The sequence below is a fragment of the Variovorax nivicola genome, from assembly GCF_051216475.1.
Classification (GTDB): domain Bacteria; phylum Pseudomonadota; class Gammaproteobacteria; order Burkholderiales; family Burkholderiaceae_C; genus Variovorax.
In genome coordinates this window covers 19,617-42,223 of record NZ_JBPJZK010000020.1, presented here as the reverse complement: position 1 = coordinate 42,223, position 22,607 = coordinate 19,617, and the positions used below count along the sequence as shown (strand labels likewise).

At 67.7% G+C, this 22,607-nt stretch carries 20 protein-coding genes; 8 read left to right on the top strand and 12 right to left on the bottom strand.

The window, feature by feature from the left end; translation table 11 throughout:
- Positions 1-233: 233 nt before the first annotated feature.
- Both ACSFBF_RS34930 and ACSFBF_RS34925 read left to right on the top strand, forming a co-directional pair.
- Positions 234-2,135, top strand: a complete 1,902-nt coding sequence (locus ACSFBF_RS34930) for an ATP-binding cassette domain-containing protein (protein ID WP_435474955.1) — start codon at positions 234-236, stop codon at positions 2,133-2,135.
- 95 nt (positions 2,136-2,230) lie between these two features.
- On the top strand, positions 2,231-3,946 hold the full coding sequence (locus tag ACSFBF_RS34925; RefSeq protein ID WP_435474953.1) for a phospholipase D family protein: 1,716 nt from the start codon (positions 2,231-2,233) through the stop codon (positions 3,944-3,946).
- Positions 3,947-3,952: 6 nt separating this feature from the next.
- Here the strand turns inward: ACSFBF_RS34925 and ACSFBF_RS34920 are convergent, their stop codons facing one another.
- The 4 genes from ACSFBF_RS34920 to ACSFBF_RS34905 form a co-directional block, all read right to left on the bottom strand.
- Entirely contained in the window at positions 3,953-4,870 is a 918-nt protein-coding gene (locus ACSFBF_RS34920) for a copper chaperone PCu(A)C domain-containing protein (protein WP_435474951.1), read from the bottom strand.
- A gap of 29 nt (positions 4,871-4,899) precedes the next feature.
- Positions 4,900-7,188: a TonB-dependent receptor gene (locus ACSFBF_RS34915; protein WP_435474949.1), complete on the bottom strand. Its 2,289-nt coding sequence runs from the start codon at positions 7,186-7,188 to the stop codon at positions 4,900-4,902.
- A gap of 116 nt (positions 7,189-7,304) precedes the next feature.
- Positions 7,305-7,676, bottom strand: a complete 372-nt coding sequence (locus ACSFBF_RS34910; protein WP_435474947.1) for a DUF2946 family protein — start codon at positions 7,674-7,676, stop codon at positions 7,305-7,307.
- Positions 7,677-7,685: 9 nt separating this feature from the next.
- The gene (locus ACSFBF_RS34905) at positions 7,686-8,840 is read right to left on the bottom strand and encodes a TraB/GumN family protein (protein WP_435474945.1); all 1,155 of its coding nucleotides are present in this window, start codon (positions 8,838-8,840) and stop codon (positions 7,686-7,688) included.
- A 142-nt stretch (positions 8,841-8,982) separates the two neighbouring features.
- On the opposite strand from ACSFBF_RS34905, the gene ACSFBF_RS34900 reads away from it, so the two are divergent.
- Positions 8,983-9,396 carry a VOC family protein gene (locus ACSFBF_RS34900; protein WP_435474943.1) on the top strand — a complete coding sequence of 138 codons (414 nt, stop codon included), beginning with the start codon at positions 8,983-8,985 and terminating at the stop codon, positions 9,394-9,396.
- A gap of 1 nt (position 9,397) precedes the next feature.
- Complete coding sequence (locus ACSFBF_RS34895; RefSeq protein ID WP_435474941.1) at positions 9,398-10,573, top strand: toxin-antitoxin system YwqK family antitoxin; 1,176 nt, start codon at positions 9,398-9,400, stop codon at positions 10,571-10,573.
- A 21-nt stretch (positions 10,574-10,594) separates the two neighbouring features.
- Here the strand turns inward: ACSFBF_RS34895 and ACSFBF_RS34890 are convergent, their stop codons facing one another.
- The 3 genes from ACSFBF_RS34890 to ACSFBF_RS34880 are packed head-to-tail and all read right to left on the bottom strand — an operon-like array spanning position 10,595 to position 13,548.
- The gene (locus ACSFBF_RS34890; protein WP_435474939.1) at positions 10,595-11,569 is read right to left on the bottom strand and encodes a Bug family tripartite tricarboxylate transporter substrate binding protein; all 975 of its coding nucleotides are present in this window, start codon (positions 11,567-11,569) and stop codon (positions 10,595-10,597) included.
- A gap of 36 nt (positions 11,570-11,605) precedes the next feature.
- Positions 11,606-11,818, bottom strand: a complete 213-nt coding sequence (locus tag ACSFBF_RS34885) for a DUF2783 domain-containing protein (RefSeq protein ID WP_093078924.1) — start codon at positions 11,816-11,818, stop codon at positions 11,606-11,608.
- Positions 11,815-13,548, bottom strand: a complete 1,734-nt coding sequence (locus ACSFBF_RS34880) for an FAD-dependent monooxygenase (protein WP_435474937.1) — start codon at positions 13,546-13,548, stop codon at positions 11,815-11,817. Before ACSFBF_RS34880 ends, ACSFBF_RS34885 begins: the two co-directional genes overlap by 4 nt.
- 89 nt (positions 13,549-13,637) lie before the next feature.
- On the opposite strand from ACSFBF_RS34880, the gene ACSFBF_RS34875 reads away from it, so the two are divergent.
- Positions 13,638-14,417: a helix-turn-helix transcriptional regulator gene (locus tag ACSFBF_RS34875; protein WP_435474935.1), complete on the top strand. Its 780-nt coding sequence runs from the start codon at positions 13,638-13,640 to the stop codon at positions 14,415-14,417.
- Between the two features lie 9 nt (positions 14,418-14,426).
- On the opposite strand, the gene ACSFBF_RS34870 is transcribed toward ACSFBF_RS34875, so the two are convergent.
- A complete protein-coding gene (locus ACSFBF_RS34870; protein ID WP_435474933.1) occupies positions 14,427-15,503 on the bottom strand; it encodes a fumarylacetoacetate hydrolase family protein in 1,077 nt (358 codons plus the stop codon).
- 141 nt (positions 15,504-15,644) lie between these two features.
- Between ACSFBF_RS34870 and ACSFBF_RS34865 the strand changes: the two genes are divergently transcribed.
- Together ACSFBF_RS34865 and ACSFBF_RS34860 are read left to right on the top strand one after the other, a co-directional pair.
- Positions 15,645-16,835, top strand: a complete 1,191-nt coding sequence (locus ACSFBF_RS34865; protein ID WP_435474931.1) for a DUF3108 domain-containing protein — start codon at positions 15,645-15,647, stop codon at positions 16,833-16,835.
- Positions 16,836-16,982: 147 nt separating this feature from the next.
- Positions 16,983-17,261 carry a BTH_I0359 family protein gene (locus ACSFBF_RS34860; protein WP_042673834.1) on the top strand — a complete coding sequence of 93 codons (279 nt, stop codon included), beginning with the start codon at positions 16,983-16,985 and terminating at the stop codon, positions 17,259-17,261.
- A 23-nt stretch (positions 17,262-17,284) separates the two neighbouring features.
- Here the strand turns inward: ACSFBF_RS34860 and ACSFBF_RS34855 are convergent, their stop codons facing one another.
- Genes ACSFBF_RS34855 through ACSFBF_RS34840 form a run of 4 tightly spaced genes read right to left on the bottom strand, consistent with a single transcriptional unit; the run spans position 17,285 to position 21,440 of the window.
- Positions 17,285-17,818, bottom strand: coding sequence for a spore coat protein U domain-containing protein (locus ACSFBF_RS34855; protein WP_435474929.1), 534 nt, complete (start codon positions 17,816-17,818; stop codon positions 17,285-17,287).
- Positions 17,785-20,094, bottom strand: a complete 2,310-nt coding sequence (locus tag ACSFBF_RS34850) for a fimbria/pilus outer membrane usher protein (RefSeq protein WP_435474927.1) — start codon at positions 20,092-20,094, stop codon at positions 17,785-17,787. Before ACSFBF_RS34850 ends, ACSFBF_RS34855 begins: the two co-directional genes overlap by 34 nt.
- A 37-nt stretch (positions 20,095-20,131) precedes the next feature.
- Positions 20,132-20,917, bottom strand: a complete 786-nt coding sequence (locus ACSFBF_RS34845) for a fimbrial biogenesis chaperone (protein WP_435474925.1) — start codon at positions 20,915-20,917, stop codon at positions 20,132-20,134.
- A gap of 13 nt (positions 20,918-20,930) precedes the next feature.
- The gene (locus ACSFBF_RS34840) at positions 20,931-21,440 is read right to left on the bottom strand and encodes a Csu type fimbrial protein (protein WP_435474923.1); all 510 of its coding nucleotides are present in this window, start codon (positions 21,438-21,440) and stop codon (positions 20,931-20,933) included.
- Between the two features lie 274 nt (positions 21,441-21,714).
- On the opposite strand from ACSFBF_RS34840, the gene ACSFBF_RS34835 reads away from it, so the two are divergent.
- Entirely contained in the window at positions 21,715-22,587 is an 873-nt protein-coding gene (locus ACSFBF_RS34835; RefSeq protein WP_435474921.1) for a ChaN family lipoprotein, read from the top strand.
- Positions 22,588-22,607 lie beyond the last annotated feature (20 nt).

Sequence of the window (22,607 nt, the reverse complement as noted above, 5' to 3'; positions counted from 1 at the left end):
CGTCAACTTTCGAAGACTTTCTTCACCGCCAACAATCAACGCCCCAGAGAAGCACCAACTGCATCGAACACCAGAGGCATTCATCAGCGAAGCCCACGAGTATATGACAGTTTCGGGCCTCCACAAGGCCGACCAAAAGAAACTTGAAAAGAGCCTCTTCGAGCTCCTTCCATACAGAGTCCATCCCCCTGCCGAAAGGCCCCGTCATTGGCTCCTCCGATAATCCGCGCCACATGGCACTCATCACACTCCTCGACGCTCAACTGGCGTTCGGTCACGTCCCGCTGCTGGATCATGCGGACTTTTCTCTTCTTGAATCAGAGCGCATTGGCCTGATCGGCCGCAACGGTGCTGGCAAGTCTTCCCTGCTCAAGATACTGGGCGGCCTAGAAAAGACCGACGATGGCACTCTCCAGTTGCAGCAGAACCTCCGCGTGGCCTACGTCGCCCAGGAACCCCTGCTGGACATGGACGCGGACGTATTCACCGCAGCCAGCCAGGGCCTGGCCCCCGTCATTGCCATCCGCGATCTCTATCTCTCCGGTGCGGACGGCCTCGACCTCGACGCCCTCCAGTCCCAGATCGAAGCCTTCGACGCCTGGAACTGGGAGCAGCGCGTGGAAGAAACGCTGCACCGCCTGCACCTCGATCGCGACGCTCGCGTCGGCTCTCTCTCCGGCGGCACCCGCAAGCGCGTCGCTCTGGCACAGGCTCTGGTGGCCGCGCCAGACGTCCTCCTGCTCGACGAGCCCACCAACCACCTGGACCTCGACTCCATCGAATGGCTCGAACAGCTGCTGATCGACTTCAAGGGCAGCGTCGTTACCGTCACCCATGACCGCAGCTTCCTGAACCGCGTCGCCACCCGCATCGTTGAGTTGGACCGCGGCAAGCTGGGTTCCTACCCCGGCAACTTCGAGCAATACCTGCTGCAGAAGGAAGAGCAGCTCGCCCAGGAGGCTGTGATCAGCGCCAAGGCCGACAAGCTTCTGGCCCAGGAAGAAATCTGGATCCGCAAGGGCGTGGAAGCCCGCCGCACCCGCAGCCAGAGCCGCATCACCCGCCTGCAGGAACTGCGCGCCAGCCGCGTCGCCCGCCGGGAGGTGCAAGGCAGCGTCAACATGGACGTGGCCTCCGGCCAGTCCAGCGGCAAGATCGTCGCCGAGCTCACCGAGGCCACCAAGTCCTTCGGTGAAAAAACCGTCATCCGCAAGTTCAGCGGCACCATCCTGCGCGGCGACAAGGTCGGCCTGCTCGGCCCCAACGGCGCGGGCAAGACGACCCTGCTGAAGCTGATCCTGGGCGAGCTCGAACCCGACAGCGGCAAGATCCGCCGCGGCACCAACCTGCAGGTGGCGTATTTCGACCAGATGCGCGACAAGCTCGACCTCGACGCCACGCTGGAAGACTTCATCAGCCCCGGCAGCGAGTGGATCGAGATCGGCTCCCAGAAGAAGCACGTCAAGAGCTACCTCTCGGACTTCCTCTTCTCCCCCGCGCGCGCCAACTCCCCCGTGCGCTCGCTCAGCGGCGGCGAGCGCAACCGCCTGCTGCTGGCCCGCCTGTTCGCGCGCCCGGCCAACGTGCTGGTGCTCGACGAGCCGACCAATGACCTCGACATCGACACCCTGGAACTGCTCGAGAACCTGCTGCAGGATTACGACGGCACCGTGTTCCTCGTGAGCCACGACCGGACCTTCCTCGACAACGTGGTCACCAGCACCATTGCCTACGAAGGCGACGGCAGCTGGCGCGAGTACGAAGGCAGCGTGCAGGACTGGCTGATCCAGTCCAAGCGCGCCCGCGAGATCGCCGAGCAGCGCGCGGCCACGGCCCCCGCCCCGACGCCAGCACCCGCATCCGCTCCGACCGCGGAAGCCCCCGCCCCCAAGGCAGCAGGCGCCCGCAAGAAGCTCTCCTATAAAGAGCAGCGCGAGCTCGACACCCTCCCCACCCAGATCGAAGCCCTCGAAGCCGAGCAGACGCGCATCACCGAAATGCTCGAACTCGACGGCGGCGCCATCTACGCCACCGACGCGTCGCGCGCCACCGAACTGGCCGAGCGCCACGCCAGGATCGACGACGAACTGCTCGCCGCCCTGGAGCGCCAGGAAGAACTCACCACCGGACGCTGACACCCACCGGCTCCGGTCGTCCGCCCGTCCGACGCCGGGCGGGCGCCGACTAGGCTATATATGCGGCTCACCCCTCCAAGCCCCGGGAAAGCCGCATGCCTTCTTCCTTCCAGACGTTCTTGCGCCGATCCACCGCGCTCCTGGCGCTGCTGATCCTCGGAGCCTGCGCACAGCTGCCTCAGAACGTCGACCGGCCCGTCTCCAACGCGCTCGCTTCGCCAGCCACCGGCACTGCTCTCGCCGACCTGGTGCAGCAGCGCCGGCAGGCCGACAAGGCCCGCTACGAATCCGGCTTCCTGCTCCTGGGCGGTCCGCAGGCCGCCTACGGCAGCCGGCTCGCGCTGATCGAGGGCGCCCAGAAGACGCTGGACCTGCAGTACTACGCCATTCACGCCGATGCCAGCACCGGCCGCCTGTTGCGCGGCCTGCGCTCGGCCGCCGAGCGCGGCGTGCGGGTGCGCGTGCTGCTCGACGACTTCCACACCACCGGCCGCGACGCGCTGGTGCTGGGCCTGGCCTTCATCCCGAACATCGAGATGCGCCTGTTCAACCCGCTGGCCGGCTCGCGCAACTCCACCTTCAGCCGCCTGCTCAATTCGATCGACGACGCCTCGCGCATCCAGCAGCGCATGCACAACAAGCTGTTCCTGGCCGACAACGTGGTCGGCGTCACGGGCGGGCGCAACCTCGGCGATGCGTATTTCGGCAACGCGACCAACGGCAACTTCGTCGATGTCGACGTGCTGGCGGCCGGCCCGATCGTGCAAGACCTCTCGCGCAGCTTCGACAGCTACTGGAACAACGAGCGCGCCTACCCGGTGCAGTCGCTGGTCACGCGCGAGGAACTGCAGGCCATGCGCGACCGCGCCCGAAAAGCCGACCAAGAGTTGACCGAAGAGTCGGCCCGCGAACAGAAAGATGCGGACAACGCGCCTCCCACCGCCGCCCAGCGCGCCCGCGCGTGGGACGAGAAGCCGCTGGATCTGCGCACCGCCACCTTCGTCTGGGCGCCGGCCGCGATGCTGGCCGACAAGCCCGGCAAGATCCCCGCCGACTCGGGCCCCGAAAGCGCGAAGGCGCCAGGCCTCGTGGTCAGCCAGCCCAACGACAAGGCCGGCACCTCGCCCGGTGCGGCCTCGCTGACAGCCGCGTCCGACCTGGCCGCCGGCGGCGACACCGTGGTCGAAGGCCTTCTGCAGCTGATCGGCCAGGCGCGCGCCGACCTGGTCGTCATCTCGCCCTACTTCGTGCCCGGAAAGGACATGCTGCAGGCCTTTTCCACAGCCCGCACCCGAGGCGTGCGCATCCGCGTGCTGACCAACTCGCTGGCCTCGAACGACGCGCCGGTGGCGCACGTGGGCTATGCGCGCCACCGCAAGGAGCTGCTCAGGATGGGCATCGAGCTCTACGAGCTGCGCAGCGAGCAGACGAGCTTCGGCAATGTCTTCGGCTCCTCGGGCGGCAGCAGCGCCACCGGAGAATCGCGCGCCATGCTGCACTCCAAGGTGCTGGTGATGGACGGCCGGCTGCTGGTGGTCGGCTCGATGAACCTCGACCTGCGCTCGCAACTGCAGAACACCGAAATCGCACTGCTGATCCGCAGCAACGAGCTCTCGCGCGCCGCTTCCGAGCAGATCGAGCGCGGCATGCGCGAGCGCTCGTGGCATGTCGAGCTGGTCGACGGCTCGCTGGTATGGCGCGCGCCCGAAGGCAGCGGCCTGAAAGACGCCACCACGGAGCCCGATACCAGCGCCACGCTGCGGCTGCTGCTCAAGCTCTTCGGGCCGCTGGCGCCCGACCAGCTTCTGTAGACGCCGTCAGTGCTTGTGCTGGTGCGCCGCTCCGGCAGCATCGGCACCTTCGGGCGCACCCACCGGCAGCGTCACGTCCAGCGCGGTCTTCACGCCCTTGGCGTCCTCGAACTTCAGCGTCATCGGCACAGTCGCGCCTTTGGCCAGCGCGCCCTTCAGGTCCATCATCATCACGTGGTAGCCGCCGGGCTTGAGCTCGACGGTCTGGCCCGCGGGCAGGTCGAGGCCGCCGGCCAGTTCGCGCATCTTCATGGTGTCGCCTTCCATCTTCATCTCGTGCACTTCGGCAATGCCGGCAGCCGGGGTGGAGATGCTCACCAGCTTCGTGCCGGTGGGCGCGGTGAGCTTCATGAAGGCGCCGGTGCCGCTCTGGCCCGGCACCGACTGGCGCACCCAGCCGTCGCGCACGTCGACCGTGGCCACGCCCTGCGCCACCACGTTGAGCTTCGCGGCCGGGCTCTTCAGGCCGGCGGTCGAGCTGCCCGAGGCCGGCACCTCGGCCCAGTCGGCCACACCGGTGTCGCAGGTCTGCAGCACCTTGAACCACAGCGTGCCGGGCGTGGCAGGCACCTTGCCGCGCAGCACGAACTCGGCGCGCTCGCTGCCGGGCAGCGCGTTCTCGGGCTTCTCTGCCGTCCAGCGCACTTCGCCATCACCGCCCTTTGCGCTCTTCTGCACGTCGAGCTTCCAGCCCTTGCGCTCCTGCGCGTCGCTCAGCACGAAGCCCTTGGGCAGGCGCACGGCGAGGCCAGTGGTGGCCTTGGCGCCTTCGCAGGCATGGCCCACACGGAAGGCGGCGTTGTAGTCGCTGCCCACGGTGGCGCCGCCCGGCGGCAGGGTGACGTGCGCCACGGCGGCGCCCGCGCCCGCCAGCATGGCGCAGGCAGCCGCAGTCTTGAGGGTGGCCATCGAAGTCTTGTTCATGTCGTGTCCTTGCAGTTGGAGTGAAAGAGTCAAAGGTCGAACTTGAGTTCGGCCACGTAGGTGCGTTGCGGGTATGGGTGGAAGGCCCAGTACTTGTTGTTGTTCAGGTTGTCGATGCCGAAGGAGGCGCTCCATTGCTTGTCGATCCGGTAGCGAATGCGCGCGTCGACCACGAAGAACTTCGAGAAGCCCATGTACGCGGCGCCGTTGGGGTCGCTGTTGTCGAGCGTGCCGTACTGCTTGCCGCTGTAGCGCGCGCCGACGGTGTAGCTCCAGTTGGCATCCGGCCGGTAGGTGGCGAGCAGCGTGGCGCGCACCTTCGGCACGCGCGGCTGGTCGTGGCCCACGCTGGCGGGAAAGCCGCTGTTGGCGGTGATCTTCGAGCGGGTCAGCGTGAGGCTGCCGCCGAGATCGAGCCCCCGCACACCCACGTCGACCGCGTTCATCGCCACTTCAAGCCCGCGCGTACGGATGGCATCGACGTTCTGCACCGTGCTCACGAGATTGGTGAGGGCCTGCGTGTAGAGCGCGTCCTTCGTGTTCTCGAAGAACAGCGTGGTGCGCAGCACGCCGTCGAGCCCCCAGCCCTTCAGGTCGCGCTCAGCGCTGAGCTCGGTGGTCCACGAGCGCTCGGGGCGCAGGTTCGGGTTGGTGTTGATGATCTGGTTGCCGCTGATCGAGCCCTGGTAGAGCTCGCTTACCGTCGGCATGCGCACCGCGCGGCCGGTCGAGGCCTTGAGGAGCCAGTCGGACGTGGCCTGCCAGGCGATGGCGGCCTTGGGCGAGTCGTAGCTGTTCTTGCGCGGCGCAAAGTTCAGCAGCGTGGCCGCGTTGCCGAGCTGGCCGCCATAGGCTTCCCAGCGTTCGTGGCGCAGGCCGAGCGTCGTCTTCCAGTCTTTTGCAAAGCGCCAGGTGTCCTGCACGTAGAGCGACTGCAGCCGGGTGTTGCCGTTGAAGGCCGAGAACGGCGTGACGGGCGATCCGTTGATCCAGTCGAGCGTGTTGCCGACGCTGGTGCGCAGGCGCGCCGTGTCCTGCTGGAAGCCGAAGTCGACCACGTGCGCGCCCACCCCTTCGGCCGAGCCGGTGGGCCGCCAGGTGCCTGCCGCCTTGAATGTGTTCCAGCCGGAGCCGCCCATGTCGGTGGTGCGACCCGGGCCGCCGCTGAAGGCGCCAGGCAGCGGCGTGGTGGGCGTGCGCGAGGTATCGCTCGAATAGTCGAACAGGCTCGCCGCCACCTCCCAGTCGAACACGCCGCCGGTGTGGCTCTTCACCGAGAGGCCGTGCATGTAGTGCGTGAGCGCGGTCTCGGTCGGTGCGAGCGCGGCGCTCGGCGAATCGAGGTTGTAGGTGCGTCCGCCGATGTTCACGCGCCCGCCGTACACCGGCCGCCCAAGGGCATCGCGCAAGTAGGTGTCGACGCTGCCGTGCGTGGTGTTGTTCCACGCGCCCAGCGTGTAGGTGGCGCGCACAGTGGGCGAGAAGTCGTACGCCACCTTGAGCTTGGCCTGCTCCTGCGTGGTGTCGTAGATGGTGGAGCCGCCCACCAACCACCAGGGCTGGTTCGACGGGTTCAGCCCCGGCACCGCGCCAGTCACGGGCGTGCCAGCGCTGCCGACCGTGCCCGCGCTCACCAGCCGGTTGCCGAACACCAGCGCCTGTCCCTTGCTGTGGGTGCGCGAGGCGCTGAGCCACCACGACCAGTCGCCGCTGCGGCTACCCAGCGACAGGTCGAGCTGCTGGCCGGCCGGGGAGGAATGGCTGTTGTAAAGATCGAAATTCGACACGAAGCCGCTGAGCTTGACGTGCGCCTCCAGCTGCGTGGGCATGCGCGTCACGTAATCGACCACCGCGCCCACCGAGTTGCCCGGGTACGCAGCCGAAAACGGCCCGTAGAGCACGTCGACCCGCTCGATTTCTTCCGGCGACACCATGCCCCAGCGCGGCGCGTAGGTGGCGCCGTTGCCCAGCGGGTTCGACAGCATGATGCCGTCGGCATAGACCATCGAGCGCGCGCTGTTGCCCGTGCCCGAGGCGCGGGTGGCGAGCACGGCATGGTTGAAGTCGCCGATGTAGCGCTTGCGCACGACCAGGCTGGGCAGGTACTTGAGCGCGTCTTCGCTGTCGGTGGCGTTGACGGTTTCGACGATCTGGTCGTGCGTCACGCCTTCGATGGTGGTGGGGATCTGCGCCGGCAGCGAGGTCGGCCGGCCGCCGCTCACGGTGACGGTGCTGAGCGAACGGCCGCTGGTGCCGCTTTCAGGCGCATCGGCGGGCTGCTGCTGCGCCAGCGCAGGCGCACCAAGGGGGAATGCCATGGCGATCGCCAGGGCGCGGGAATGCTTTTTCAAGAGGAACCTTCTCCACGAAACTTCAAGCCAGACAGGCCGAAACGCACGTCGGTCGTGCGTATGCGGCTATGGTTTTGAGAGCGTCAGGAGAAAGTCGGGGGCCCTCGCGCCGGTAGCGGCGCCGCGGTGGCCGCGGCCAGGCGCGCGGCGGGAATGGACTGGACCACGCGGCCCAGCGGCAAGGGAAGATCGAAAACCGGAACAGCCATGGCCGGCGGCGGCGCGCCGGTCAGCACGCACAGCGGGCAGTCCATGTGCGAGGCGCCCATTTCCTGCGCGCCGTCTTCGGTGTGCACCACCACCTTGATCGAGCCGGCGCTGGAGCACACCAGCTCCATCGGCTGTGGGTTCACCAGCGGCGACGCCACCGCCACGCCCAGCGACATCACGAACCACAGCAACACCCAGCGGCCGACGAGGCCGATGAAGCGGGTGTGGGTTCGCAGCGCGTGCATGGCGGGCGATTATCTGCGCACTTTGCCCTTGGCGGCAGGGGCCGCGGCCTTGGCTGGCGCTTTGGCGGGGGCCTTGGCGCCCCTGGCGGCGGGTGCCGCCTTCGTCGATTTACCGCCCTTCTGCACCGCCTGCCCGCGTTGGCCCTTCACGGCCTTGCCGCCGCGCACGGCCCTCGGCGCCGGCGAAGGCGCCGCGAGCGCGGGCATCGGCTGTGCCGTCTGCGCCTGCGCGTTGGTCAGCACCGGCGTCACGGTGAAGCCGCGCGCCGCCATCAGCGTGGGCAGCCCCTGCGGGCCGATCATGTGCAGCGCGCCCACCGCCGCGAACACGCCCTTGCCGCCGGCATGCAGGCGCTCGATGCCGTCGGCCAGGTTCGGGTTGCGGTCGTCGAGCAGGCGCTTCATCAGTCGCTGCTCGGCGGGCGTCTTGAGGCAGTCGCACCACTCGGGATAGCGGGCGAGCCGGGCCGCGTCGCTGCGCGCCCAGACGTCGGCCAGTTCCTTGAGTTGGCCGCGCAGCTTGCCGGACTCCAGCTCGTCGAGCGCTGCATCGACCTGCTCGGTCTCTTCGGCTTCGGATTCGCCAGTCAACACCTTCAGCTGGTCAGCCGCGTTTTCGAGCGCGACGATCGGCTTGCTGCTGTTGCGGGCGGAGACCGCCAGCGTTTCGTCCACGCCGAATTCCGGGTACAGCCCGTCGGCTCGCCCCGCCAGCCCGGCCAGCGCCGTGACCTGCAGGATCGGCTGCAGCTTCGACAGCGAACCCGGCGGCACGCAGGCTTCAGAGTTCTGGCGCTCCAGCCGGCGGGCGCGCTCGCCGCTGAGCATTCGCGCCAGCAGCTCCGGGTCGGCCGGCCGGGCCATGGCGCGGGCGGTGGCCTCGTCGCGCAGGTCGAGCTCCAGCGCGAGGGTGTCGCTCTGCGTCAGCGCCTTCTGGATGGTCGGGCCGGGCCGCACCCAGTCGCCGCGGCCGACGTGGATGGTGCCGTAGAGCCACGAGGTGCGCCCGTCGCGCTCGATGCGCCAGAGCACTCCGCGGTCGACGCCGTTGCGCAGGCCGATGCCGGGCTTTTCGAGGCTGGCGATGGCCGATGGCGGGCAGGCGGCATGCGCCGCAGCGAAGCTGAACGCACAGCACGCGCCAACCAGGATGCGGCGCGGCATGCGCCGGAAATCCGGCGCGGAAGGAAGAACAGAGAGGATGTCGCGCATCCGCGCAACGAGACTCCGGAGTATCCGCAAGGCTTGCTCCACGATGAAAGAAAGTCCGGCATTCTCACAGCACCGCTGCCCATAATCCGAAACCATGCAGAGCATCTTCCACCTTGCCTTCAATGTTCGCGACCTCGACGGCGCCCGCCGCTTCTATGGCGACGTGCTCGGCTGCGCCGAAGGCCGCAGCACCGACACCTGGGTCGACTTCGACTTCTTCGGCCACCAGATTTCCCTCCACCTCGGCGAACCCTTCGCCACTGCCCGCACCGGCCGCGTCGGCGACGTGATGGTGCCAATGCCGCACTTCGGCCTCGCGCTGGCCCTGCCCGACTGGCAGGCAATGGCCGCGCGGCTCGAAGCCGCCGGCACCGAGTTCGTGCTGAAGCCGCAGGTGCGCTTCGAGGGCCAGCCGGGCGAGCAATGGACGATGTTCTTCTTCGACCCGTTCGGCAACCCGATCGAGATCAAGGGCTTCCGCTCCCTCGAAACGCTGTACGACAAGTGAAATGACCCCGCGCCGGATCGCCCCTCGCGGCGCCGCCGCACTCTTCGCACTCCTCTGTGCCACGGCGGCGCATGCCCAGCTCGACTGCGAGCTCAACGGCCGCAGCGTGAACCCCGCCAACGGCAGCAGCACCGCCGGCAAGACCGGCCTGCTGCGCTGCAAGGACCACGCAACCGGCGAGTTGCAGCGCGAAGAGCAGATCCAGAACGGCGTGTCGATGGGCCTGGTGCGCATCTACGAGAAGGGCAAGCTCGCCAAGGAGCACAGCCTCAACGCCAAGGGCAACCTGCACGGCCGCGCCCGCGAGTTCTCGCCCACGGGCCGCGTGCTGCGCGACGCCACCTACGACGACGGCCAGGAGCGCGGGCTGGTGCGCAACTTCTACCCCGACGGCAAGCTGCGGCGCGCCATCTTCTATCCCGACACCGGCAGTGGCAGCGAACGCGCGTCGGTCGAATTCACCGAGAGCGGCCAGCTCTCGGCCCTGCGCTGCGCCGACGCCCCCACGCTGGCGCCGGTGGTGGACGACGCCAAGCTCTGCGGCTTCACGGGCACCGGCCCGTCGCAGGTCGAGCTGTTCGACGCGCGCGGCAACCTGCGCTCGCGGCTTTCGTTCGTGTCCGGCAAGCGGGTGCGTTCGCAGAGCTTCTACGATAACGGCAAGACCTCCGCGCTCGACGAAACCGTGGGCAACCAGCGCACCGAGCAAAGCTACTCATCGGAAGGCGTCAAGCGCCGCGAGACGGTGTTCCTGCTGGTGGAGCGCGCGAGCGTGCGCATACGCGAGCAGGCCTTCTCCGAAAAAGGCACGCTGGTGCGCGACCAGCGCTGGAACAGCGCGGGCGAGCCGATCGTCGACGACAGCTACTACCTCAACGGCCAGCCGCGCAGCAAGTCGACCTACAGCGGCAGCGGCGACGCACGCGCGGTCGAGATCACAGAGTTCTACGACAGCGGCCAGCGCGCCGCGCTGGGTCGCTACGAGATCGCGGGCCGCAACCGGCAGATTCCGGTCGGCACCCACCAGCGCTTCAGCGAGAAGGGCACGCTGCTGGCCGAGTCGAGCTTCGACGCCAAGGGCCGCGTGACGCGCGAGCGCACCTGGGACGAAAACGGCGAACTGCAGCGCGACGACGAAGTCTTCGAAGACGGCTCCCGGAAAGCGTTTACCCGCTAGGGCAAACGCCCGCTGCGGGCATCAGTCCAGCTTGATGCCAGCCTGCTTGATGATGGGGCCCCAGCGCTTCGACTCCGCGCGCGAAAGCGCCGCGAACTGCGCCGGCGAGCCCGGCATCGCTTCCATGCCGAAGTCTTCGAAGCGCTTCTGCACGGCCGGCGTGCCGAAGGCCTTGTTCAGGTCGCCGTTGAGCCTGTTCACCACCGCGGGCGGCAGGCCGGCCGGGCCAAGGATGCCCTGGAACGCGAACACCTCCGTGTTGGGCACGCCCACTTCGGCCAGCGTCGGCACGTTGGGCAGCAGCTTGCTGCGCGCGCCCGAGCCGATGGCCAGCACGCGCACCTTGTTGCTCTGCATGATCGACAGGCCCGAGGCTAGGTCGAGGAACATGCAGGGCACCTGCCCGCCCATCACGTCGGCCATGGCCGGTGCCGCGCCGCGGTAGGGAATGTGGGTGATGAAGGTGCCGGTGCGCACCTTGAACATTTCCATCGCCAGGTGGTGCGGCGAGCCGTTGCCGGGCGAGGCGTAGTTGACCTTGCCGGGGTTGGCCTTCACGTAGGCCAGGAACTCCTTGAAGTTCTTCGCCGGGAAGTCCGGGTGCACCACCAGCGCGAGCGGAAACTTGCCGATGGCGCCGATGTAGGTGAAGTCTTTTTCGGGGTTGAACGGCAGCTTGCTGAACAGGTGCTCGTTGAAGGCCAGCACTGCGTTGTCGGCCGAGAGGATCGTGTAGCCGTCGGGCTTGCTCTTGGCGACGAGGTCAGCGCCGATGTTGGTCGAGGCGCCCGGACGGTTGTCGACCACGATCTGCTGGCCCAGCGTCTGGCGCATCGATTCGGCCAGCACGCGCGCGATCACGTCGGTGCCGCCGCCCGCCGGATAGGGCACGACCCACTTGATGAGCTGCGCGGGGTACTCCTGCGCATGGGCGAAAGGCGTGGCAGCCACGGCGGCGCCGGAAGCGAACGTGGCGAGAAGGGTGCGGCGATCCATGGATCAGTCTCCAGTCGTTTGTAGTTGGTTCGGAAATCAGGAAGCGGACAGCGATGGTACGGGCAGCGCGTGCAACGCATCGGCCAGCGCGGCGCGGCAGCGCGCCTCGTCGCCGACCTGCTCGAACAGCAGCAGCGCGAGCCGCGCCAGGAACAGCGATTCGCGCTCGGCGCCCGCCTCGGTGATGGCGCGCGCGCACTCGGCATAGAGGCGGTCGCGGGCGTCGGGGTTCAGCGGTGTCGTGGTCATGCGGGGAACTCCTGGGCCGCGCGGGCCAGTGCAGGTTGCAGGGCGCCGGGCGGCACGCGATGCCAGCGCGCGGCCACGTGCCCGTCGGGGCGCAGCAGGTAGACCGCGCCGTCCTGTGCGCCGAGCGCTTCGAAGACAGCGGGCGATGCATGCGCGTCTGCGCCGTCGATGCCCGGGCTCGCGATGCTGCGCACGACGAAGGGCAACGCGCCCTGCCGTGCCTGCGCGATGTCGGCTGCAGGCAGCGGGGCCACGTCGGGCCGCAGCACCAGCAGCGTGAAGGTCGGCGTGATCCAGTCGGTGAGGTGGCCTTGCGCGAGTTGATGCTCGGGCATCACCTCGCCCGGCAGCGGGCCGGCCGGCAGCGCATCGCCTTCGCTCGACAGCGGCGAATCGGCATAGCGCACGGCCTGCGTCTGGCGTGGATTGATGAGCTGCGCAATGCCGCGATGCGCTTCCGACAGCGACAGCGCCGCCTCGCGCAGCAGGTCGAAGCCGCGCGACGGCGGCGACATGAACTCGGTGCTGCGCATCGCGTTCTCGGCGTTCACGTGGAAGGCCGCAATGCGCTCCTGCGAGTACGAGTCGAGCAGCGCCGCATCTGAAAAACCCTTGGCGACGAACGCCAGCTTCCACGCGAGGTTGTCCGCATCGTCGAAGCCCGAGTTGAGCCCGCGCACGCCAAAGATCGGCATCGCATGCGCCGCGTTGCCCGCGAACACGACGCGGCCGTGGCGGTAGCTGTCGAGCGTCATCGCGCCGGCGCGGTAGACCGAGGTCCACACCGTCTTCCACGGCAGGTGGCCTTCGCCGATGGCGTCGAGGTGGCGCTGCACGAACTCGGCCACGGCCGGCGGCTGCAGCGCTTCTTCGGTGCTCTGGCCGGGGCGCAGTTGGTAGTCGATGCGCCAGATGTCGTCGGGCTGGCGGTGCATCAGCACGGTCGAGCCGGGGTTCCACGGCGGGTCGAACCAGGCGCGGCGTTCGGTCGGGTGGCCGCTGTGCAGCTCGATGTCGATGATCACGTAGCGGCCTTCGTAGCCCGTGCCTTCGAGCGCGAGCCCCATCGCCTTGCGCACGAAGCTCTGGCCGCCGTCGCAGGCCGCGAGCCACTGGCCGTGCAGCCGGTAGCTGCCTTCGGCGTTGCGCACGTCGAGCGTCACGCCCTCATCGCCTTGCGCAAGGCCGGTGAGCTCGGTGCCCCAGCGGATGTCGATGAGCCCCGGCGTCTGCTCGTTGCGGCGGAAGATTTCTTCCAGCAGGTAGTGCTCGGCGTAGTACTGCTCGAGGTTGATCATCGGCGGCAGTTTTTGCTGCGCGTCGTGCGGCATCTCGAAGCGGAACACCTCGGCCGTCTTGTAGAAGCTGCGCCCGCCGGTCCACGGCAGGCCCTTGGCCATGAAACCGGGCAGCACGCCAAGCCGCTCCATGATTTCAAGGCTGCGCCGCGAGATGCAGGCCGCGCGGCTGCCCACGCACACCGTGTCGTCGGCTTCGAGGATCACGCAGCGCACGCCGTGGTTCGCGAGCCCCAGCGCGAGCGCCATGCCGACCGGGCCGCCGCCTGCGATCACCACCGGATGGCGGCCGGGCTCGATGCCGCCTTCTTCGAGCGGCGGCGTCCAGGGCTTGTAGCGCGTGTAGTGGAAGGCGCCGACCGACGGCGGCAGTTCGGTGGCGCTGGCCGGTGGAGGCACGGGGCCGCTGGCGGCATCGGGAGAGTTCGTCATTCGACGGGATTGTCCCGATGCGCGCGGCGCGGCAATGTCATAACTTCGTACGAGGTACTTACCCGAACCGCTCTTCTTTTTCCTCACGCATGAGACGCTGGCGCATCCACCCCACCGACACCGCGCTGGCCGCAGCCGTCGTCGGCGACGTGCTCTCCGGCGTGGGCACGCCGCATCTGGCGACCAGCTATCTCAAGGCGATGCAACGCGTGATGCCGGTGACTTTCTGCACCGTGTTCGTGGTCGACGCCACCGGCCGCATCGAGGCGGTGTCGGCGGCCAGCAGCTACGGCAGCACGGCCGAGCGCACCACCGAACGCTATGTGGCGCAGCGCTTCGACCTGCTCGACCCGAACATGGCCTGGCTCGCGGCGCGCAAGCTGCCCAAGCGCGCGCAGCTATGGCTGGGCCACCAGCACGCCGACGAAGTGGCCGACCCGGCCTACCGCGCCGCCTGCTATGGCGATGTCGGCATCCGCGAGCGCGCGTCGGTGCTGTTGCTGCTGCCCACGGGGCAGCGCGTGGCGGTGAGCTTCTACCGCAGCCTCGCGCAGCCGGAGTTCGGTGTGGAGGACTTCGCGCGCATCGAGGCGCACGCCACGCTGCTGGCCGAAGCCACCGCCGCGCACGGCCGCAGCGCCGTGGCCGTGCGGGAAGCGGTGGAGCCTGCGCTGGCCTCGCGGCTGCTGAGGCTGAGCCTGCGCGAGCGCGAGGTCATCGGGCACCTGATGGCTGGGAAGACGGCGAAGGAGGCGGCACGCGAGATCGGCGTGGAGCTGACGACGGTGCGCACGCATCAGTACCGGGCGTTCCGGCGGCTGGGGATACGGTCGCAGAAAGAACTGCTGCGGGGCGCCGGTCCGGGCTGAAACGCGGCTTCAGTCTTCCGCGGTCTCTTCTTGTGCCTCAGCAGGCTTCACCAGCGACACCGGCGCCTCCTTCGGCCGCCCGGCCGTCGACACGATTTCCTGGTCGATCGCGCCGAACAGCGAGCGCCCGTCCAGCCCCTTCATCTCGATGCGGATGGTGTCGCCGAACTTCATGAAATCGGTATACGGCTGGCCGGTCTGGATGGTTTCGATGCAGCGCTTCTCGGCGATGCACGAGTAGCCCTTGGGCCAGTCCATGTGGCCGTTCTTCTCCACGCCCTTGTTGCTCACGGTGCCGCTGCCCACGATGCTGCCGGCGCGCACGTTGCGCGTCTTGGCGATGTGGGCGATGAGCTGGCCGAAGTGGAAGGTCATCTCCGGGCCGGCATCGCACATGCCGACCTTGCGGCCGTTCCAGCTGCTTTGCAGCGCGAGGTGCACGCGGCCGTCCTGCCAGGCCTCGCCGATCTCGTCGAGCGTCACGGCCACGGGGCTGAAGGCGGTGGCGGGCTTGCTCTGGAAGAAGCCGAAGCCCTTGGCCAGCTCGGCCGGGATCAGGTTGCGCAAGCTCACGTCGTTGGCCAGCATCACGAGGCGGATGCCGTCGAGTGCCTGGTCGGGCGTGGCGCCCATGCGCACGTCGCCGGTGATGACGACGATCTCGGCCTCGAAGTCGATGCCCATGGCTTCGCTGGGCACGATCACGTCGTCGGTCGGGCCGAGGAAGTCGTCGCTGCCGCCCTGGTACATCAGCGGGTCGGTGTAGAAGCTCTCGGGCACTTCGGCGTTGCGCGCCTTGCGCACCAGCTCGACGTGGTTGATGTAGGCCGAGCCGTCGGCCCACTGGTAGGCGCGCGGCAGCGGGGCCATGCACATCGACGGATCGAAGGGAAAGGCGTGGCGCGCGCGGCCGGTGTTGAGGGTGTCGTACAGGTCCTGCAGCTGCGGGCTCATGAAGCCCCAGTCGTCCAGCACCTGCTGCAGCCGGCTCGCGATGCCGGTGGCGTAGTGGGCGAGCGTGAGGTCGCGCGAGACAACGACGAGCTGGCCGTCGCGCGAGCCGTCCTTCAGGGTGGCGAGTTTCATGATGCGGTGCGTGCGTGATGACGCGGGAGACGGCGCGTGCACGAGGCCGGGCGCCGCTCCCACTTAAACTGGTTGAACGGGCGGCAGTGTACCGAGGTGGTCTTGGTGAACCTCTGGGCCGGCGCCTCACTCCACACACTGATGTCGACGCTCGTCGCCCCCTCTTCTTCTCTGCTGCCTCCCGGCCTGCCCGGGCGTCCGTCGTGGCGGGTGCTGATCGGGCTGACGCTGCTGGTGGCGCTGATCCACCTGCTGGTGCTCGGGCTGGCGCCGGCGGCCATCGGGCCGGAACCCTCGCCGCTGGCGAGCAAGTTCAGCACGCGGACGATCGTGATTGCGCCACCGGCTTCTGAAAAGCCCGCGGCGCCGGCTGCCGCCCCGGCGGAAGCCAAGCCAGCGCCACCGCCCAAGCCGCGACGCCCCCGCGAGCCGTCGGTGCCCCGGCCGAAGCTGGCTCCTGCGGCCGTTACGCCAGCGCCGGAGCCAGACGCTTCCGCGCCCCCTGCTCCGGAAACACCCGATCTGACGGCCCAGGCTGCTCCCGATTCAGGAGCAGCACCGCCCGAGGCAGCCGCCAGCGCCCCGGCCGGTGCGTCTTCCCCTGCCGGCGGCACGGGCAGCGGCACCAAGGCGGCCGGCGGCAGCGAAGCCTCGGGCACCATCGCCGGCACGCAGGCGCTGAGGATCCCCGGTTCGGTCACGCTCGATTTCGAAGCCACCGGCCAAGTGGGAGCCTCCCCGCAGCGGGGCGTGTTCGGTGAACTGGTCTGGCTGCAGGATGGCAGCCGCTACGACGGGCGGCTGACGCTCAAGGCGGTGTTCTTCACCCTGCTCAACTGGCACAGCACCGGCCGCATCGGTCCCTCCGGCCTCGAGCCCGAGCGGTACTCCGAAAGCCGCAAGGCCGAGGTGGCGTCGCATTTCGTGCGCGATCAGGGGCAGATCGTGTTCAGCAACAACACGCCTCCCGTGCCCCTGCTGGCCGGCGCGCAGGACCGCATGAGCGTCATGATGCAGCTCGGCGGCCTGCTGGCGGCCAGCCCGGACCGCTATCCGGCAGGCACCCGGATTTCGGTCCAGACCGTGGGGCCGCGCGATGCCGACGTCTGGGTCTTCGTGGTCGGCGACGAGGAAAAGATTGCCCTCCCGGCCGGCGAATTCACCGCGCGCAAGCTCACCCGCAACCCGCGCCGGGATTTCGATAGAAAACTGGAACTCTGGCTTGCGCCAGCGTACGGCTATCTGCCCGTGCGCATCAGGCAGACGGAGGCAAACGGCGACTTCGCTGACGCCCAATTGCGCAAACCCCTACCCGCGGGACCCTCAAATTGAGGAGAAAGTCACACTATCGAAGCAAAAGGTCCTGGAGATATGCCGATTAGCCTGTTGGTTTTACAAATAGACAACCTATCTTGAAACTGGCGCGTTGATTGCTATCTAAACCTCATGAACGCCATCGACATACTCACAGGGCCCGCCATGAACATGCTTTATGACTCGGAGTCTTTCGTCGTAGTCCACGTGCAGCCCAATGAAGGCGACGAGCCCGCGCAGCCGAATGTGCCGGTTCTGGAGCGCCACGGCTTCGAGATCGTGGACAAGCGTTCGGGCAAGGAGGTGTACCTCGACGGCTCCTGGGCCGAACTGTTCCAGCAGCAGATTGCCGCCTGGCAACTCAACACCCCCACCCAGGAAGAAGTCGAAGACACGCTCGAAGGCTACGCCGAGCTGGCCCACACGCCCGTGTTGGTGCACTGAGCCGAAAACCCCGGAAACAACAACTAGTAGGTCACGGTCACCGTGATGGTGTCGGTATAGCTGCCTGGCGCAGCCGTGTATTGGCCGGCAGGCAGGCGGCCGTAGACCGTGTGGGTGGTGGTTACCGTCTTGCTTGAAAACGTGATCGCGGCAGACGCGCTGCCCGACACCGTGTTGGTCGCCCAGACCGTCCCGTAGGTTGAACTGGTGTAGAGGTTGTAGTTCAACGTATAGCTGCCATAGCTCATGTAGCGACTTGTGGTCGTTCCCGAATTCCCCGCACTCAGGCTGACCGTATAGCCCAAGGTGTCGGTTCCGAAGACGCCCCCCGAAAGCGTGGACGTCACCGTGATGGTGCCGGTCGTCGTGGTGGCACTCGTCGTGGCAGCGCTGTAGCTTCCGAAGCTCAGGGCCGTCGCGCTGACGGTGGCCGAGCAGGTCGGCGTCCCGAACCCCGTTCCCGTGCATGACGCATGTGCCGACATGGTCGCCAGCGCGCCGATCATCAGTCCGGCAGCCCAGATCAGCGCGCTGTGGGTGGAAGCATCGTTTCGCATGTGTAGGGCCCGATTTGTGGCAGCGTGCCGGTGGTCGGAATGGGGCCGACCGTGAAACTGCAATGGCCAGTGCGCCAATTCGCCTCGAAGCGTTCGCCCGCACGGGGGCGATCGAGTTGCAGCGTGCCGCCGTAGCCTGTGATCAACGGAGACGGACGGCTCTCGCCTGTGACGTCGATGCCAGCCGGCAGCGGCGAGCCGTCGGGCAGCAATATCTGCATGGTGGCGCTCATGTCGCGCGAAATGTCGAAGGTGGCCGCCGCAACGCCCTTGTACGACGGCACGACCTGCAGCACATCGGAGCGCACCTGCGCCGAGATCGGCAGATCGCCGTTGTCCACGCTGATCTTGTTCAGCTCATAGGCACGCAGGCCGGTCACGAGGGCATGCCCCTCGCCGTCGGTCGTCGTCGCCAGGTTGTTCTCCCGGTAGATCTTGATGCCGGCCGCGCCAGGCACCGTCACCAGCGCGAACCCGTCGCTGGACGATTGCGCCGCGAAGAACATGCCCGACGTATAGCCCAGGGAGCCCTCGGCAAGCACTCTGGCGCTGGTTTCCTTGTTGAGGTCGACGACCTGCGCGTTGAAGCTCGCATAGGGGGTCCGCCAGGTTGCCTCGGCCTGGGCGCGTTTTGTCTCGCCATTCGAGGCAACGACGCGCCAGCCCAGCCCCTCATCGCTCGGAGTCGCCTGGCTGACATCGACCGTGGTGGTGCTCTTTCCGTTCTGCCGGCTGGTCGTGGCCGATGCGGTCTGCCGGTCGCCCAGCGGAAGGGTCAGCATCAAGCCGACCGAAGCAACGCGCTGGCGATTCGCCGTGGTGCCCGAATCAGTACGCGCCACATAGGTGTTCAGGAACACGGCCCCGAGCTGAATGGAATGGTTGAGCGACAGCACTTTGGCCTCGTCGCCACCGCTGTAGCGCAATGCCGTGTAGGCCAGGCCCAGGCTGCCATAGCTGCGGCCAAGGGATCGCCCCAGGAACAGCTGCGTCTGCCCGGTCGTGTGCGTCTGGCTGTCCAGCCAGGCGACCTGCATGAAGCCTGCGCTGGCGGATTGCCGGCTTGCCGAGAAGCTCCACTCGGGAGCGATGTGTGCGAACGAAACACGCCCGAGCCTTCCGCTGCCCGCGTCCTGCGAGCGACTGGCCGCGCCGTGCAGCCCAAACTCTCCCAGCGGCGCCCACACCCAGGTCAGGCCGGCGCCGGCGACCTGAACCTGCGCGCCGGCCTCGCCATGCAGTTCCAGGGTGGCTGTCTCGCTGAGTCCGCGGCGCCAGTTGCCGGCTGCAAACGGGCTGCCATAGTCGTTGCTCTGAAGGCCATAGTTGAGGCGGCTCCACCCCACATTGACCGAGTAGTCCGACAAGCCCGCGCGCAGCAGATTCGTGCTCACGTAGTAAGGCGTCGTGACGGTGCGCCGCACGCCCAATGCATCGGACACCGCGAAGCTCATCTCGCCGGCCCCCGTAAGCACCGGCACGTTGCTCAGCGAGAACGGGCCCGAATCAACCTGCCCCTGATAGTGCAGCGTGTTGTTCACATAGGCTTCGAGCGTCGACGCGACGGCCGATCCGCCCGTGAGCGACGGCACCGGATAGCTGATGTACCCGGGGCTCAGGCCGAACTGGGTGCCGAACTGCACCCCAGCGAAGCGCGACGGCGTGGACCACGCGGCGTTCTGCGTGATGGCGTCGCCGACCGTCAGCCGTGTCAGACGATCCGGATCGTCGTAGCGGTAGTAGCTGTCGAGCCGGACCATCTTGCTCAGCGACGAAAGGCCCGTCGCGTTCTGATAGGCCGATTGCCCAACGAGCACGCTGTTCGCCAGCAACCCCCAATTGCCGGAAACCGTGCTGTCGAGCAGCCCCGATGCAGCAGTGCCGTTGCTGTCGTGCTGCAGCGCCATGCTGTAGTTGACGAAAGCGGCATTGACGGAAGGCGTCGGTGACGGCCGGTTCGCGGCCTTGCCGGTGAGCGCGTTGGCCACGAATGCCGTCACGGGCAAGCGCACTTGCGCCGTCTGCGTGCTTTCTTCCAGCGCCACGCTGCCATTGGGCAACGCAGCGGGGTCGTAGTAATCGGCCCCCTCGACCACGGCCGTCGCCTGGGCGGGAACGATGACGCGCCACGCCTGCAAGTCGGCGCGGCTGAAAAGCAGCTTGCCCCCGTGCCGGAGCGCAGAGCGTGCAGGCCCCTCTGCCGTGCCATTGACTTCGACGTCGATGATCACCGGGGTGAACGCCCGGTCGTCTGCGATCACTTGGGCTTGCGCCATGTGTGCCACCGGCAGCCAGCAAGCGAAAGTGACCAGGCTACTGAGCTGCTGCAGCCGTCGCACCGGGGACTTGCAGGAAGACGGGGGGCAGCGGCACTTCGGAGTCCGCCTGCGCCTCGAACTGGAGTTTGGCGCCCGTCGGCAGCGAAGGCAGCACGACCGGCAGCCGGGCGCTTTGCTGCGGCAGCACGTAAACCGACATCCGCTGGCGCAAGAGCTCCCTGCCATCCGCATGGCGCACGGTGACTTGCGTGATCTGAATGTGCTCGCGCCCCAGGTTGTCGATAGTCAGCGCCGACGCGCTCAGATGCCACGCGACCGAAGGCGCTCCCGCAGGGGACGAAGGAGGCACGAAGATCGGCAAGACCAGTTGCAGCAGCGTCTGCAATTCGGCGCCTGCCCCATCGGTCCCTGTCGGCAGCGCCTTGTCGCGCGGCAGCTGCCTTAGAAAGATGCGGTAGCTGCGCTCGTCGGCCAGCGCAGGCACCTGCAGGCCGAGGCGCACGATCTGCCGGCCATTGGCTGGAATCCGGAAGATCGCCGGATTGACCAGCACCTCGCGTGTAGGCGCATAGACATCCTGCTGATCCTTCTGCGCCCAGCTCATGACTTCGGCCTGCATCGAGATTTCGCTGGCGCCGTCGTTGGTCACGACCAGCGAAGCGACCGGCCGGCCGGGCTGCAGCACAACGCGGACCGGAGCGATCTGGATGCTCGCGGCCCGAACGTCGACAGGAACGGCCGAGACGGCCATCGCCGCCGCCGAACCGAGGATGATCGCCGCGCGCGCCAGGAGCTGGCGCATAGCCCAATCGACGGACATGGACCGCGAACGCTCAGTAGGTGAGCGTCAGGGTGATCGTGTCGGTGTAGTCCGTCGCGGGCGCCACTGCGTACTGGGCGGCCGGGACCTTGCCGTAGACCGTATGGGTCACGGCCGAACCTGTGCCGGTGTAGTCCGACCCCGTCGTGCTGTTGCTCCAGTTGGTCGCATACGAGGAGTCTTTGTAGAGACCGTACGACAGGCTGTTGTAGCCGCTCGTCGCCGTGGCGCTCGTCATGGTCCGGGCCGTCACCGAGCCGCTGGTGCCTGCGCTCATGCCCAGCGAGTAGGTGGTGCCGTAGGTGCACTGCACGGTGAACGAAGTCGAGCCGGTGATGGCGGTGCCCGGCGTGAAGCTTCCGAACGCGAGCGTGTCGGGCGTGGCCATGGCGCAAGAACTCAGCACCGTGGCCGTCACCTTGAAGGTCGTGGTGGCCGTCGTGGCGTGTGCGGACTGGAGCGGCAGCACGGCAAGCGCCACCAGGGCTGTGGCAATGGCGCCACCGAGTCTCAAGTTATTCATATCTACCCCGTAAGTGTCGGAAATTGAACTCCCGGATAGATGGATATCCGGCCCGTATCGCGAGTCACATGTGGTCTTTGGTATGACTTGTTCGCGACGGGCCGAGTAAACCCAAAGAACTAGTAAAAAATTAGCAGACTGTCAGTTAAAAGTTTCAGAGGTGTTCAGCGGTAAATCCACCGGAACTTCGGCGGAAAGCGGGAGAGCACGGACGACAGGGACAGAGGCAAATGGACGGCACTGCGCGCGCATGCCGAGGGCATAGGATGGCGTGATGCCTCCTCCAAACTGGCCCGCCCGGGCCTCCCGATTCCTGTTGTTCCCCCTGCTCGCCGCCACCGCGTTCACGGGCTGTTCGTCGGCGCTGTCTTCTTCCAAAGCCGATGCGCCCGACGCGCCCATTGCGCGCCGCGTCGCGGCGCTGCAGCCGATCGATGCCCTGCTGCTCGGCGAGCAGCACGATGCGCCCGAGCACCACGTCATCGAGCGCGAAACCGTCGAGGCGCTGGTCGCGCGCGGCAATCTCGCCGCGCTGGCGCTGGAGATGGCCGAGGAAGGCCGCAGCACCGCGCGCGTCGCCCCCACCGCCAGCGAAGCACAGGTGCAGGCCGCCCTCGACTGGAGCGACAAGGCTTGGCCCTGGGCCAGCTACGGCCCCGCCGTGATGGCCGCCGTGCGCGCGGGCGTGCCCGTGGTCGGCGCCAACCTGCCGCGCGCCCGCATGAAAGACGCCATGGCCGACGTCTCTCTCGACGTGCAGCTCAACGGCGAGGCCTACACCGCGCAGCAGGACGCCGTGCGCGATGGCCACTGCAGGATGCTCCCCGAGTCGCAGATCGTCCCGATGACGCGCATCCAGGTCGGCCGCGACCGCGCGATGGCGCAGGCCATCGTCAAGGCGAAGAAGCCGGGCCAGACGGTGCTGCTGATCGCCGGTGCCGGCCACGTCGTGCGCACGCTCGGCGTGCCGCAGCACCTGCCCGACGACATCAAGGTCGCCACGGTGCGGCTGATGGCCGCGCCGGCGGCTCCCTCGCCTGAGACGGTGGCGGGCGACTACGACCGCACATGGCAGACGCCACCTCTGCCCGAAAAAGACTACTGCGCAGAGTTCAAGCGGCAGGCAAGACCGCAACCGAAAGCCTGAGCGCCCCATCGACAAAAGAA